Below are 15,497 nucleotides of genomic sequence, written 5' to 3'. Positions count from 1 at the left end.
TCACCTTTACAAAAGTTAACAATAAAACCATCAAAAAAAGTTGCATGGTTTTTTGCAATCACTATACTTTTATAGCATATTTATATGAATGGATAAATTTTATGCTTAACGGCATAAAATTGTAAATAAATCATTAATTTAGTTGACAGGAATGTCGAATATGTATTATAATGTACAACACCAAACACCAAACACCAAACCTGCCCAACCTATAATTTAATTTCAGCTAATTACCTCAATTCAAGTTTAATTTTTCACGATAGTTTATTTTTTCTTAGGATATCAAAGCTAACATCTAGTGTTAGTAAATATCAATTTAGCCAAAGAGCAGAAAAAACAAACCAATGTTTAGTTCAGCTTTCTCATTGTAGAAATTTCACCGCCAATACAATACGATGTATTTTGTCTTTGACAAATTCTTCATTATTATCCGTTTGTTTACCTCTGGTTAAACCGTCTGTTTATATTTTATTTATTTTATGCTTTTTAGGTGTCAGTCAAAAAAGCCAAGCACTCACAGCGCATAGTATAAATGTCATTATTGGTAATAAACCAAGCGTTGTCGATATTGAAAGTGCATCAAAAAAGCATGGTTTTACTGTTAATAATGTTTTATATAGTTCATATACCAATAACTTAAGTGACACAAAAATCAATCAGTTTAATGGTAATTTAACAATTAAGGACTTTATTATTAAAGACTATTCAATAAATGATTTAGATATAACGGCTAATTATGATGATACCGATGGTGATGGTATTCGCAATAACACTCCGTTCACCGTAGAAAAAACAACCTATAGTTGGTTTGATAATAAAGGGATAAAAATCGAAAATAATGAAAAAATAATTGGTTGTGGTAGTGACATTTCCATGCCGTTAACTTTAACTATTACAACTAAAGTAAAAACCTATTCCGAATATGGTATTCCGAATGAAAGCGAATATTTTGATATCACTCAAAAATACAAAATTATGACTAAATCTGAAATTTGTTATGCCAAACCTTATGGAATGATACTGTATCCACAATATGCTTGGGGAAGTGTTAGACCTATATCATATAAAGGAAGTCTTGATTGTATTTTATCTGGTTATGCTGATAATGAATTTGAATCATCACTTTTAGATGACAGTAAACATTGGATTAATGGTTGGAATCAAGATAGCAATCGAGTAAGAGATAGCTATTGTGGTGGCGGTTATGATGCTGCAGTTTTTGATCCTGAAAATGGTTTTAAAGTATCGGCGGTACCGCACTTTCCAACAACTGGTTTTCCTGGCGCAAAATTTCAATTAGTCATGACTGGTCATCAAGAGGATTTTGAATATACCTTATCGGCAACGCCAAATGATAGTGTTACGGTTGATAAACAAGGTAATGTTATGTTGGTTAAAAAACCGATAGGTCCCGTCACCATAACTGCAAAATTTAAACATGATGAACAAGTTCCTGAACAGAATTATACTTTTAATTTAACCGGTATATGGGCGGTACCATATGGAAATGACTTTTATACTTATCAGCAAACGGTTAATTTATGTGGTGGAGAAGCGAATATTCCGTCAAGGACTGAAATGTCAAACTCTCCAAATGCACCAATGTCATGGACAGAATTGCCACTTGAATGGGATGCTTTTACTCGTACTATAGGACAAGGGCTTTTGAGTGAATGGGGTATGACAATTAAGAATACTTATCCTGATTCAAATTGGTTTAGTGGACTTTTGTGGTTTTATTCTCGAGATAAATATATTGTTCCTGAGGGTGCTTCAAAAGAATTTTTTGATAGATTTGCCATTGATGCTTGGATAGGTCAAATTAAAGTTTGGGAGAAATCAAAAAATTTACACGCAGTTTGTAAACAATAAAAAAGTCTATTAATGAATATTATTAATTAAATGAAGATATATTGGCATCCGCCAATCGAAGTCGTACTTGCTACTCTCGCCAATTAAGTTATCGAAATAATGGATAATGGAACGGTGAAATTAATGGTGAATGAGTGGCATGGTTAATGACTGGAATGCGACAACGTAATATTTACTTCAGTGCTCAGGCTATCTGGGTAGTGATTGGGATTCTTATTATTACTTAACCGCTAGTCAAGCAGGCAATGCAACCGTTTTAAATAAGTCAAAAAAAGTATAGAGTTTATTTATAAAAAAGAAGATAAGTATTAATAGAATATATTTGTATTCCATAAATAGACTTTGCCATTCGTAAAGAATTATCATATTGTACTGATGTTTCTAACAATGAATTTAATTTCGATTTTGCAGAAACATTATGACATCCATTTACACATAAATTAATTTCAGAAATTCGTTATAAGGGCGTCAGCAAAAGAGTCAAATAATTAAAAAATAGTACTTGTTATTGGATTATTTTATAATAAAAAATTCTTCAACAATCTAATATTAATCTCCTCACTATAAGGGATTATTATAAAAATCATTAATAATCTGATTATTAAATTTTTACAACGCATTGCAAAAAAATAATATTTGAAAAACACTATTGGTTCGATAGTGAGCAATCAGCATCATTTTAAAATGTTGTTTTCAACATTTTAGGCAAATTTATTATTAGACATGAGGAATAAGGATGAGTAAATTTCTAAAAATATTATTAACCATGGTTGTTAGTCTATTGATGATCTCGTGTGCACAAAGGGCTAATTTAGTCACAAATAAGGATTCATTAGCTACATACACACAATATTCTGATATTGAACCCAAAGGTAAACAACCCAAAGCTAGAATTACGGTAATTCAAGTCGGTTCAAGAGATTTTAGAACTTTAGGATTACAAGTTTATAATCAAGAAAAGCGAGATGAATCTGGCTATTTAACTTATTATCTATTTGGTAGTAAATTTTATGCTGATAAAGTTGCCGATATACCGGGAATAGTTGTTCCTGACGATTTAGTCCAACCAATTAATCAACTGAATATTCGACCCGGCAAAGCTTTCATTTTTACTACCTCGGTTGGTAAATATAAAAGGGTTGAGCCAGGCTGGTTTAAACGAGGTTATACTGAAAGAATTACCTGTAAGTGGAATGATAAAAAATTAGTTTTTATACCAAAAGAAGGTAAAGATTATTTATTATCGATTGGGGCAATACCGACCCAAGAGGAGAATAAATTCCTATGTATATTAAAGTTACAAGAATGGGATAAGAAAACTAAACAATACCAAAAAGTTCCATTTATTCTTTATCCTGGTAAATAATTACTGAAATTATTTTAAACCGCTTAATAAAAGTGTCCAACTTTATGGGGTCACTTCATATATAGCGGTTTAAAATTGATTGCTTAGTGATAAATAAACTGACAACAAATTAAATTCTTCTATTTAAAAAATCCTTAAAGCAAATTACTCCCTCAAAAATTGAGAAGAGGAGAGAATTGCTTTTAATCCTATATTGCTTAGTCTTTCTGGTTAAAAATTGAATCTACATCAAATTAGGCTATAATGCCGCATCGTTTAATTTTTGTTATTAAAGATGAATATTGGTTTTATTGGCGCCGGTAAAGTGGGTTGTACTTTGGCTAAATATTTTAGTCTTTGTGGTCTGCAAATTACTGGTTTTTATAGTCGTGATTATCAACAAGCACAAGCGGCAAGTGAATTTACTGGTAGTGAAGCATATTTAACTTTATCTAGCTTAGTTGAGGATTGTGATTGTCTATTTTTGACTGTGCCGGATAGTCAAATTAGTTCTGTATGGCAAGTGGTTAGTCGATTGCCGATTGACAATAAATTAGTTGGTCATTGCAGTGGTTTGCTGACATCGCAGTTATTTACTGTCGATCATATTGTTCATCCTTTAGCATTTTCGCTACATCCTTTATCGGCAATTTATGATCGTTTTACCTGCTATAAAGAGATGGCTAAGGTATCCTTCACTTTAGAAGCCAATAATTCCCTAGCATTAGCTAAATTACAACCGATTTTGTCACCTTTGGTTAATGCGATAGCAATATTATCGGCAGAACATAAAGCGCTTTATCATGCCGCTTGCGTTATGCTAAGTAATCATGTTATCGCCTTAGCGCAAGTTGGCAGTGATATGTTGGCACAGTGTGGTTTAGATCCCCATTTTTGCCAACAAGCGTGGCATGATCTATTTTTAGCGAATGCCAAAAATATTTGTAATGTTGGTACTATAAATGCATTAACTGGTCCGGTTGAACGCAATGATGTAAATACTATAAAACAACATTTACTCAACTTACCTGCTGATTTAAAACCTTTATACCAACAATTATCGACAATATTACTTAATCTTAGTCGGCAAAAACATCCTGATAGGGACTATCATCAATTAGAACTGGAGCTGTTACCTTGAAAAATACAATTCTAACTTTACAACAACGCAAACAAAATCAACAAAAGATCACCATGTTAACTGCTTATGACTACACAACGGCAAAACTGATGGACGATAGCGGTGTAGATTGTTTATTAGTTGGTGATTCATTAGGAATGGTGATGCTAGGCTATGAAAGCACGGTTTCTGTCACCATGGAAGATATGATCCATCACTCTAAAGCAGTGGCAAAGGGCGCTAAAAACGCATTAGTTGTGACGGATTTACCGTTTATGTCTTACCATGCTTCTGTTTATGATGCTGTACATAATGCTGGTCGTTTGATTCAAGAAGGCAATGCACAGGTTGTAAAACTAGAAGGTGGGCGAGCATTTTGTGAACATATTAAGATGATCACTCAAGCATCGATTCCGGTTATTGCCCATATTGGTTTGATGCCACAATCAGTATTAGCATTAGGCGGTTATAAAGTACAAGGTAGAGATTACCAAGCGGCTAAAGATATTATTTTGGATGCATTAGCGGTTGAACAAGCTGGTGCTGCAGCTATTTTACTCGAATGTGTACCTGCCGATTTAGCTAAATTTATCACTGAACTTGTTAGCATACCAACGATCGGTATTGGTGCAGGTCATGGTTGTGATGGTCAAGTGTTAGTTTATCAAGATATGTTGTCAATGTATGATGGCGTATCATCTAAATTTGTTAAATCTTTTGCGCCAATCGGTGATCAAATGAAGCAAGCATTTGCCGATTATTGCCAAGAGGTAAAACAGCAACAATACCCAGCATCAATACATGAGTTTGCCATTGATGGTGAGATTATGACTCAACTCAAATCTGAATTTTCAAAATAGCCAGAAAGGATAATAATTGTGAAAGTTGTAACAACAATTGATGAAGTTCGTCAGCAGGTTAAATCGTGGCGTAAAAACGGTGCTAGTATTGGTTTAGTGCCAACCATGGGGTATCTGCATGAAGGTCATCAGAGCTTAATGGCTGCGGCTAAACAAGATAATCAAAAAGTGATTGTTACCATTTTTGTCAATCCAATGCAGTTTGGCCCGAAAGAAGACTTAGCCAGTTATCCACGTGACTTAGAGCGTGACAAAAACGCCTGCCAACAAATGGGTGTTGATCTGATTTTTTGTCCATCAGCCAGTGAAATGTATGATGCCAATTTTAATAGCTATGTGAATGTTAATGGTCTAACTGATGCGCTTTGCGGCAAAAAGCGCCCCGGTCATTTTAAAGGTGTTTGTACTGTGGTTACTAAGTTATTTAATATCACGCAACCTGATCGAGCCTATTTTGGTCAAAAAGATGCGCAACAACTAGCGGTTATTCAACGTATGGTAAGCGATCTTAATGTTGACATCGAAATTATCGGTTGCCCAATTGTGCGTGAAAGTGATGGACTAGCTAAAAGTTCTCGCAATAGCTATTTATCGCCACAAGAACGCTTAGCTGCTATCTGTTTGTATCAATCAATCGAGTGTGCCCAGCAACTGATACAAGCCGGTGAAAAATCGGTACAAACCATCTTAACCGCGATGCAGAATATTATAAATGCTCAGCCGTTAGCTAAAATTGATTATATTGAATTTGTTGATTATGCAACATTAACTGCGGTTGATCGTTTAAATCAAGATAGTTTATGTGCTTTGGCGGTTTATATTGGTAAAACCAGATTGATTGATAACTTTATCTATCATCATTAGTCTTTACCATTCTAATCGTACATAACGTTAAGACCACTTGCCAACAAGTGGTTTTTTTATACTAATTTTATTGTTATCTGATTTAAATTTGATTTAATCAAACACTTTATTCGTCTAGTAATTTATTGTTATATCATTTTACGGTAGAATAACCACATTTTTATGCCTTGAATTAGGATTGATGCCTTTATTATGAAAAATACGACTTATAATCCACAAGAAATCGAACAACCTATTTATCAACATTGGGAAGAAAGTGGTTACTTTAAGCCTAATGGTGACAAATCTCAGCCTAGTTATTGTATTGCTATTCCACCACCAAATGTAACTGGTAGTTTGCATATGGGACATGCTTTCCAACAAACTATTATGGATGCGCTAATTCGTTATCATCGTATGCAAGGCAATAACACGCTATGGCAATCAGGTAGTGACCATGCCGGTATTGCAACCCAAATGGTGGTAGAACGTAAAATTGCTGCTGAAGAAAACAAAACTCGCCATGATTATGGTCGTGAAGCGTTTATCGAAAAAATTTGGCAATGGAAAGCAGAATCAGGTGGTAGCATCACTAAACAGATGCGACGTTTAGGTGATTCGGTTGATTGGGATCGTGAACGCTTTACTATGGATGAAGGTCTTTCTAACGCGGTTAAAGAAGTTTTTGTAAGACTCTACCAAGAAGATTTAATTTATCGTGGTAAACGCTTAGTTAACTGGGATCCAAAATTACGTACCGCAATTTCTGATCTTGAAGTAGAGAATCGTGAAGTAAAAGGTTCAATGTGGCATTTGCGCTATCCATTAGCGGATGGTGTTAAAACTGCAGAAGGCAAAGATTATCTAGTTGTCGCTACAACTCGTCCTGAGACACTATTTGGTGATACCGGTGTTGCCGTTAATCCAGAAGACCCTCGTTATAAAGATCTCATCGGTAAATTTGTCATATTACCATTTGTTAATCGCCGAATTCCGATTGTTGGCGATGAACATGCGGATATGACAAAAGGTACTGGCTGTGTAAAAATTACCCCTGCACATGACTTTAATGACTATGAAGTAGGGCGTCGTCATCAATTACCGATGATTAACATCTTAACTTTTGATGGTGATATTCGTGCTCAAGCTGAAGTGTTTGATACTAATGGAGAGCCAAGTACTGCACACGCAACCGATATTCCGGCACAATTCCAAAATTTAGAACGCTTTGCGGCGCGTAAATTAGTTGTTGCAGAGTGTGAAGCTCAAGGTATTTTAGAAAAAATTGAACCGCATGACTTAACTATCCCGTATGGCGATCGTGGTGGTGTGGTAATCGAACCTATGTTAACCGATCAATGGTATGTGAGAGCAAAAGTATTAGCGCAACCAGCTATTGCGGCGGTAAAAAATGGTGATATCCAATTCGTGCCTAAACAGTATGAAAATATGTATTTTTCATGGATGAATGATATTCAAGATTGGTGTATTTCGCGACAATTATGGTGGGGACACCGAATTCCAGCTTGGTATGATAATCAAGGCAACGTCTATGTTGGTCGTGATGAGGCTGAAGTTCGTCGTGAAAATAATCTTGCAGCAGATATCGAATTGTCACAAGATGACGATGTCCTTGATACTTGGTTCTCATCAGCACTATGGACGTTTTCAACTTTAGGTTGGCCGGAAAACACTGATGATTTAGCTACTTTCCATCCAACTAATGTGCTAGTGACAGGTTTTGATATTATCTTCTTCTGGGTTGCTCGAATGATTATGATGACCATGCATTTCATTAAAGATGAGCATGGTAAACCACAAGTACCGTTTAAAACGGTATATGTGACAGGGCTAATTCGCGATGAAGAAGGGCAAAAAATGTCGAAATCTAAAGGTAATGTTATCGATCCTTTAGATATGATTGATGGTATTTCACTTGCCGATTTATTAGAAAAACGTACTGGTAATATGATGCAGCCACAATTAGCGGAAAAGATTGCCAAACGTACAGAAAAACAGTTCCCGAATGGTATTGAAGCCCATGGTACAGATGCCTTACGTTTTACCTTAGCGGCGCTGGCATCAACTGGTCGTGATATCAATTGGGATTTAAAACGTTTAGAAGGTTATCGTAACTTCTGTAATAAACTATGGAATGCCAGCCGTTATGTATTGATGAATACCCAAGATCACGATTGTGGTTTTAAAGGTGGAGAGTTAGATTATTCATTAGCGGATAAATGGATCTTGGCAGAGTTTAACCAAACCGTAAAAACCTACCGTGAAGCATTTGATACTTACCGTTTTGATTTAGCTGCTAATATCTTATATGAATTCACTTGGAATCAGTTCTGTGACTGGTATTTAGAGTTAACTAAATCAGTATTGGCAAATGGTGAACAGAATCAGCAACGTGCTGCTCGTCACACTTTAGTCACGGTACTTGAAGCCTTATTACGTTTGGCGCATCCAATCATTCCATTTATTACTGAAGCTATTTGGCAAAGTGTCAAACCATTAATGGCAATCAAAGCTGATACCATTATGTTACAACCAATGCCAGCATTTGATAGCCAATTAGTTGATGATAAAGCGGTTGCCGATATCAATTGGATTAAAGATGCTGTCATTGCGGTTCGTAATATCCGTGCTGAAATGAATATCGCACCAAGCAAACCATTACAGCTATTGATTAGAAAAGCATCACCAGCCGTTCATCGTGTAATTAGTGACAATGTCACTTTTATCGAATCATTAGCAAGATTATCAGAAATTGTCTTGTTAGATGAAGGTGAAGCAGGGCCATTATCAGTCACTAAATTGGTTGATGGTGCCGAACTCCTGATCCCAATGGCTGGGCTTATTAATAAAGAAGATGAGCTAGCCCGTCTTGAAAAAGAGATCGCTCGTATTGATGGCGAAATTGCGCGTATTGATAATAAACTATCTAATGCTAGCTTTGTCGATAAAGCTCCCGCAGCAGTCGTTGCCAAAGAGAAAGAAAAACAACAAGGCTATATTGCTGATAAAACCAAATTGCAAGAGCAGTATGCAGCCATAAAAAGTCTTTAACAACTTGAATAAAAACCCTCTCATATGAGAGGGTTTTTTATCTTATTAAACCGTTAACTAATCTTGAAGTAATCAAAATGGCAATGGCCAATGGCATTATCTGCTTCAGTTGCGGCAAAAATTCCTACTTTAGCCCCCACCCATTTGCCTTTTCCAGCTGCGAAGCTAGGTTTAATTAAAATCCAATCTGTCTTATGATCTTTATAGTAAAATTGACAGATACCATTCAAACCAACTTCGACTTTAAGTTGGCAATGCTGTGAAGATAATTGACCGACAATTTGTTGATATTCGTCAACTTGACCTGAATCTTTCATCCAACCATATCGATAATACAGCTTATACTGGCCATTATCATAACCGATCATAATCGCAGCATAACGTTCACCATAAACGATTAAGCCGCCCAAATCACCTGATTGCTTAGCATTCAATTTAAGTTGAGTTTGCGCCGTGAATTGCCATGCTGAAAATTTTTGCAGCAATAAGTTAGCTGCAAAATAGAGTGTACGCTGTTTATTATGCATAGGTAATGGATAACAACTTAAGGTTAATCCTTGATCACTTGCTATTAGCCAATCAGGATTAGGATTTGCCTGCCATTGCCACTGTAAACCAAATTTACCATGCTGGAAATCGTCACTGGTTTGGATTTTATACTCTTCTGAGTGATGGAGCACAGTTGGTTTTTTATATGATAATACCGGTTGTCCTGTAAAGTCATTATTGATACTCTCACCAATGCGAGGCCAATCATCATCACCCCAATACATTGGCTGTAAATGAACAATACGGCCATATAAATGGGCATCTTGAAAGTGTACAAACCAGCACTCATTATTGTCCAATTCGACCCATCCACCTTGATGAGGGCCGTTAATGGTGGTATTGCCTTGAAATAGCACATTGCGTGCAGTCCAAGGACCCGTTAAATTACGGCTACGTAACACCGATTGCCAACCATTTTCAACACCGCCAGCTGGTGCAAAAATGTAATACCAACCATTGCGCTTATAAAGTTTTGGTCCTTCAAGTGTCGGTAAATCGGCAGTGCCATCATAAATAATTTGACCTTCGCCAATCAATGTTGATCCATCATTAGCCATTTCAAACAGCTGCAATTTATGTTTTACACCACAACGACTTTGCGCAAAGGCATGCACTAACCATGCTCGACCATCATCATCCCAAAATGGGCAAGGATCAATCCAACCGAGTGCTGGTTGTAAGCAGTGTGGTTTGCTCCATTTACCCCAAGGATCAGAGGTATTAGACATAAAAATACCTTCGTCAGGAGTACTAAAAAACACCCAAAGTTTTTCATTATGATAGCGAATCGATGGCGCCCAAACCCCTTTACCGGGTTGGACTGCATCATAACCAGGTAAGTCAAGTGCATCAAAAACATGATTGATAATCTGCCAATTTACCAAGTCTTTTGAGTGGAGGATCGGTAATGCTGGCATATGGTTAAAGCTAGATGAAACCATAAAGAAATCATCATTTACTTTGACAATATCCGGATCGGAATAATCACCGCAGATAATAGGGTTGTGATAATAATCTAAACTCATATAATTAACCTTTAATTGTAACTATTACTTATCGACATACTATCTTAGTCATCACTATCTTTATTTTGTTGTCTAGCAAGTAAATCACTTTGAATTTTTTCCATCATTTTGTCATCTAATTTATAAAAACGCATTAACCACCAAAGTAATAAATATGAAAATGCTGGTCCAATAGTTAAAAGACCAATAATGCCCATTGTGGCTAATGGTGTTTGTTCATTTACACCTGCTTGATAGCCTAATAAACCTAAACAGATGCCGACTAAAGCACCAGCGATTGCCATGCCGAGTTTTAAGGCAAATAAATTACCTGAGAAAGATAGACCAGTTGCTCGGCGTCCAAATTTCCATTCACCATAATCAGCAGCATTGGCCATCATATTCCATTTGAATGGTTGATACATGGAGTGGAAAAAGCCAATTAAAAAATAGAGTGGGAAAATAACCGCTAACCATACCGGTGGAACAAAAAACATTACTACGCCAATAACAAATAACGTTAAATTAATATTTTTAAAAAGTTGAATAGCAGTAAAACGTTTAGCAAAATAACCAGCAGCCATCGCGCCTAATATTGTACCGACCACCGATGTTGACACAAAGGCTGATTTCATCGCTGTACCTGCTGCTGAGCTAACGCCACCCATCATCAAGTAAGTTGCATAGTAAAGCGTTGCTGAACTACGCATAACGCCAGCCATACTTGAAAAGAAGGTAATAAGCGCCACAATACACCACTGATCATTGCCTAATAAGCATTTTAAATCTTTTTTAACACTGACATTTTTATCTTCAATTGGTACTACTCTTTCTTCAGTGGTTGCAAAACAGAACACTAACATGCCAATTGCAATAACACCCATAACCGCCATGGTTAACTGAAATCCGAGTTGCTTATTTTCTTTTCCTAACCAATCGACTAAAAATAACGTACCGATTGATACCATAAGTCCTGATGCCGATGAAATAGTAAATCGATAGGATTGAGCGGATAGGCGATCTTTTTCATCACGAGCAATAACACCACCAAGAGCACAATAAGGAATATTAATAAATGTATAACAAAGCATTAATAAAGCATAGGTAACGTATGCGTATAAAAGTTTACCTGAATAACCAAAATCTGGTGTTGTATAAGTCATAACAGCCAGTACCGCATAAGGAATCGCAAACCAGATCAACCATGGTCTAAATCGTCCCCATCTTGTTTTAGTACGATCGGCAACCATACCTGTAATCGGATCGATAATAGCATCAAAAATTCGCGTAGCGAGGAACATTATGCCAACCGCAGCTGCAGAAAGGCCATAAATATCAGTATAAAAATAGGTCAAAAACATCGTCACCGAGGAATAGACAATACCACAAGCTGCATCGCCCATCCCAAAGCCAATTTTTTCCATGACTGATAATTTTTTATTATTATCCATCATAAACTCCTTTTAGTTATCAAAATATGATTTGCATAAAACTGTCATTATTTAATTATCGGTTGCGTTAACAACTTATTGAAAAAATAACAATAAATAGAGTTTATAAAATTCATTTTCAAAACAGTATTATGATTTTGCATACCTTAATTACGTTATATGGTTAATGTGATAGATATCACAAATCTATAGCACCATTTTTGACATAGATAATGCATTAAGAATTGATATTTGATGGGCTTTAACGGCAAGAGTAGCTGAATTGTGGATGTGTATTTTGATAATCTAGATTAATTATCGAAAAGTATTAAGATGTTATAACTAACGTTAGCGATTTATTGGATGGATTTTGGCTTTAAAAACCCCGTTCCTCAATTTTTGGTTGTTTAAGATTCGGACGTTTTGTTGTTTTGTAGCTAGTTTGCTGGTTAGTTTTATATGGTGATTACGTTCGAGTAAAGAGGGTTGACGCGAACCCTCTTTACCAACTCCCACGGCGACCACGCAAGAGGTTACCATGTGACAGCCTTCCGCCTTCGTTCGCTGTTAACGCACCGGCTGTGATTTGTTTCTGACAAAATACAACCTTGGCAAACATCCATGTTTGTCATGCTAATCTCACTCAGTTGTCAGCACATTGCTAATGTCGCTAAATAAGATTAACTAAATTTACTTTGCAAGCAACAAACTATTATTAGCGCTAGCTGATTTTTTGATGACGCCATAGCCATTTACCACTAATAAGTCGATAATAGAAGAAAATACTTCTAATAATCCAATCTAAGAACATACCGAACCAAACCCCAATCACCCCAAAGCCAAAATAAACGCCAAAAATATAACCCACAACAATCCGACACATCCACATACTACCAATAGCGACCCACATGGTATAACTGGCATCTTTCGCACCTTTAAAACCGTATGGTAAAACAAAGGATGATGCCCAAAAAGGCGTAAATAAGGCATTAAACCAAAGTAAATGTTTGGAGATCTCAATAACTTCCTGATCATTAGTGTAAAGCGAACTTAATAATCCTGCGAATGGGATCGATAAAAAAGCTAAAAAACAGAGTAACAAACTGGTTAGATGAAAAATAAATTTAAGCTGCCTTGTTGGTTGATAAATTTGCCCCATACCAATACGTTTACCAACAATAATTGTCGATGTTGCACCGAGAGTTCCACCCGGTAAATTAAGCAATCCAGCAATTGAAAACGCAATAAAATTAGCTGCTATAGTTGAGGTGCCCATACCGGCAACAAAAGTTTGTGTGAGCAATTTTCCGATATTAAACATTACCGATTCGACACTAGCAGGAATGCCGATACTTAAAATATCAATCAAAATTTTACCATTGAACGAATGAAAATAACTACGGAGAGGAATAAATAACGCTCGACTTGGTTTTATGGTTAAGACTAATAAAATAAAAAACATGCCACAATAACGTGAGATTGTTAAGCCAATACCCGCACCAATAAAACCTAATCCTTGCCAACCTAAAGCGCCGTAAATAAGCACATAACTGATCGTCAAGTTTAAAATATTCATGATAATGTTTAAGTACATTGGTAATTTGGTATTGCCAGCACCACGTAATGCACCACAACCAACTAAGATAAAGGCAAGAGCAGGGTAACCTAAAACGGTTAATCTTAGAAAGGTAAGTGTTAATTCCTTAACTTCAGGATCGGCTTTACCTGCAATAATCTCGACAATCCAATATCCGGAAAACTCAACAAACAAAAACAGTAAAATCGAAATTATCACTAATAACGTAATGGATTGCCTTGCTGCGACCACGGCTTTTTTACGATTGTGTCGTCCCAAGCTAAACGCCACCACCACTGATGTCCCTAGTGCAACCGCCATAAAGAAGGACATTATAATCATATTAAAGCTTTCCGCCAGACCGACGGCAGCCATCTCGGCCTTACCAATCCAACTCACTAAAAACGTACTGAAAATACCCATCAAAATGACTGACAAATTCTCAATTAAAATTGGCATTGCTAAAGGATAAATTTCGCGCCAGAACAGCACATTATTTGAACGTCGTTTTTTATAAAGTTGAAGATTCTTCAATCGACTAACAAGTTGAAAATCCAATTTCAGGCCTAAAAATTTATTTAGAAAATTTAGTATATTATAACGCCTTTATTTGCTAAAAATGAAATTAAGTTTTATAAAAACTCAACATTAATAATTATCATTACCAATAAAGGGTATCACTATTTCAAGGCTTATAAATTATAAATAAATTGAGGAATGGAGTTTTATTGTCAAAATAAATAATATACCATTACTAAAAATTTTTGGAGGAGAGGTATGAAGAAATTATTGATTGGAGGCTTTTTAAGCTTAGTTTTAATTGGATGTTCCACTAGACCGCCTGCTGAACATGAAATAAAACAAGTACCAGAAGCAAGAATATTTAATCATCAAGCTAAACTAGATAATAATGCGACATTAGTGTTTATTAGAGATAAAGGATTGACTGGTAGCGGATGTTACATTAATTTATTTTTAAATGGGCAAGAAGTGGCTAAGTTTGAAACTAAAGAAAGAGCAACTTTTTATCTGCCAGCTGGTGAAGTTATTATTGGTGCATCTATACAAGGTCATGGATTGTGTAGTTTTAATGCTCCCCGTCGTGAACGTGATTTTAATTTAAATAACAATGAGAAAAAAATCTTTAGATTATTTATAGATCAAAATGGAAACACTGACATAATTCCAACAACTTTATATCAATGATTCAAAAGTTTAAAAAGAACCTGTATTGCAGGTTCTTTTATTTTTTAAATTATTATAAGTAAATCAAAATTTAAATAATCAAATCAGATAAAAGTATATTACTTTATTACAAATCAGTATGACGAGTATTATTTAGCGACTTTCGCAATGTGCTGACAACTGAGTGAGGTTAGCATGGCAAACAGGGAAGTTTGCCAAGGAGCGTTAACAGCGAACGAAGGCGGCAGGCAGTCACGCAGTGACCACTTGCGTGGTCGCCGCGGGAGATTGTAAAGAGGGTTGGCGCCAACCCTCTTGACTCGGACGTAATCACCGTATAGAAACAACCACCAAACAACAAAACGTCCGAAACGCAAAGAACTAAAAAATAAAGAACTAAAAATTTTGAGGAACGGGGTTTTTAAAACCAAAAAATCCCCCTAAAGTTTCTTCGAAATTGGTTTTAAGGGCGTAATTAAAACATAATATTACGTTAAACTTTACAAAAATTAACAATTTAACAGCTTAAATAAGTTGCATGGTTTTTTCCAGTCATTATACTTTTATAGCATATTTATACGAATGGATAAATTTTATGTCGGTAGGCATAAAATTGTAAATAAATCATTAATTTAATTGAC

The 15,497-nt window shown here is 35.8% G+C and carries 10 protein-coding genes; 7 read left to right on the top strand and 3 right to left on the bottom strand.

Annotated elements, in window-relative coordinates; all coding sequences use genetic code 11:
• Positions 1–402: 402 nt before the first annotated feature.
• The 6 genes from H3U97_RS11185 (at position 403) to H3U97_RS11160 (ending at position 9,112) form a co-directional block, all read left to right on the top strand.
• Positions 403–1,872, top strand: a complete 1,470-nt coding sequence (locus H3U97_RS11185) for a hypothetical protein (RefSeq protein ID WP_198198982.1) — start codon at positions 403–405, stop codon at positions 1,870–1,872.
• 736 nt (positions 1,873–2,608) lie between these two features.
• Positions 2,609–3,238: a hypothetical protein gene (locus H3U97_RS11180; protein ID WP_034903515.1), complete on the top strand. Its 630-nt coding sequence runs from the start codon at positions 2,609–2,611 to the stop codon at positions 3,236–3,238.
• Between the two features lie 274 nt (positions 3,239–3,512).
• Positions 3,513–4,358, top strand: coding sequence for a Rossmann-like and DUF2520 domain-containing protein (locus H3U97_RS11175; protein WP_198198981.1), 846 nt, complete (start codon positions 3,513–3,515; stop codon positions 4,356–4,358).
• Positions 4,355–5,197, top strand: coding sequence for a 3-methyl-2-oxobutanoate hydroxymethyltransferase (gene panB / locus H3U97_RS11170; protein WP_198198980.1), 843 nt, complete (start codon positions 4,355–4,357; stop codon positions 5,195–5,197). The genes H3U97_RS11175 and panB overlap by 4 nt, the downstream gene beginning before the upstream one ends.
• Positions 5,198–5,215: 18 nt before the next feature.
• Positions 5,216–6,061: a pantoate--beta-alanine ligase gene (panC, locus tag H3U97_RS11165; protein ID WP_198198979.1), complete on the top strand. Its 846-nt coding sequence runs from the start codon at positions 5,216–5,218 to the stop codon at positions 6,059–6,061.
• Positions 6,062–6,253: 192 nt separating this feature from the next.
• Positions 6,254–9,112 (top strand): valine--tRNA ligase, encoded by a 2,859-nt coding sequence (locus H3U97_RS11160; protein WP_198198978.1) that lies wholly within the window; start codon positions 6,254–6,256, stop codon positions 9,110–9,112.
• Positions 9,113–9,165: 53 nt separating this feature from the next.
• Here the strand turns inward: H3U97_RS11160 and H3U97_RS11155 are convergent, their stop codons facing one another.
• The 3 genes from H3U97_RS11155 to H3U97_RS11145 form a co-directional block, all read right to left on the bottom strand.
• Positions 9,166–10,686, bottom strand: coding sequence for a glycoside hydrolase 43 family protein (locus H3U97_RS11155; protein ID WP_198198977.1), 1,521 nt, complete (start codon positions 10,684–10,686; stop codon positions 9,166–9,168).
• 44 nt (positions 10,687–10,730) lie between these two features.
• Entirely contained in the window at positions 10,731–12,116 is a 1,386-nt protein-coding gene (locus H3U97_RS11150; protein WP_198198976.1) for a glycoside-pentoside-hexuronide (GPH):cation symporter, read from the bottom strand.
• 700 nt (positions 12,117–12,816) lie between these two features.
• Positions 12,817–14,229 carry an EmmdR/YeeO family multidrug/toxin efflux MATE transporter gene (locus tag H3U97_RS11145; protein ID WP_065613067.1) on the bottom strand — a complete coding sequence of 471 codons (1,413 nt, stop codon included), beginning with the start codon at positions 14,227–14,229 and terminating at the stop codon, positions 12,817–12,819.
• Between the two features lie 219 nt (positions 14,230–14,448).
• Between H3U97_RS11145 and H3U97_RS11140 the strand changes: the two genes are divergently transcribed.
• Entirely contained in the window at positions 14,449–14,877 is a 429-nt protein-coding gene (locus H3U97_RS11140) for a hypothetical protein (RefSeq protein WP_065578517.1), read from the top strand.
• Positions 14,878–15,497 lie beyond the last annotated feature (620 nt).

It is taken from the genome of Gilliamella sp. W8128 (genome assembly GCF_016100545.1).
Taxonomy (GTDB): domain Bacteria; phylum Pseudomonadota; class Gammaproteobacteria; order Enterobacterales; family Orbaceae; genus Gilliamella; species Gilliamella apis.
Note: the sequence above shows the minus strand (reverse complement) of the source record. Positions and strands in the feature narration are given on the sequence as shown.

Bases quoted from the DNA above. Each gene is read 5' to 3' on its own strand.
- H3U97_RS11150 (WP_198198976.1), bottom strand. From the start codon at position 12,116: ATGGATAATAATAAAAAATTATCAGTCATGGAAAAAATTGGCTTTGGG.
- H3U97_RS11180 (WP_034903515.1), top strand. From the start codon at position 2,609: ATGAGTAAATTTCTAAAAATATTATTAACCATGGTTGTTAGTCTATTG.
- H3U97_RS11140 (WP_065578517.1), top strand. From the start codon at position 14,449: ATGAAGAAATTATTGATTGGAGGCTTTTTAAGCTTAGTTTTAATTGGA.
- H3U97_RS11160 (WP_198198978.1), top strand. From the start codon at position 6,254: ATGAAAAATACGACTTATAATCCACAAGAAATCGAACAACCTATTTAT.
- H3U97_RS11155 (WP_198198977.1), bottom strand. From the start codon at position 10,686: ATGAGTTTAGATTATTATCACAACCCTATTATCTGCGGTGATTATTCC.
- H3U97_RS11175 (WP_198198981.1), top strand. From the start codon at position 3,513: ATGAATATTGGTTTTATTGGCGCCGGTAAAGTGGGTTGTACTTTGGCT.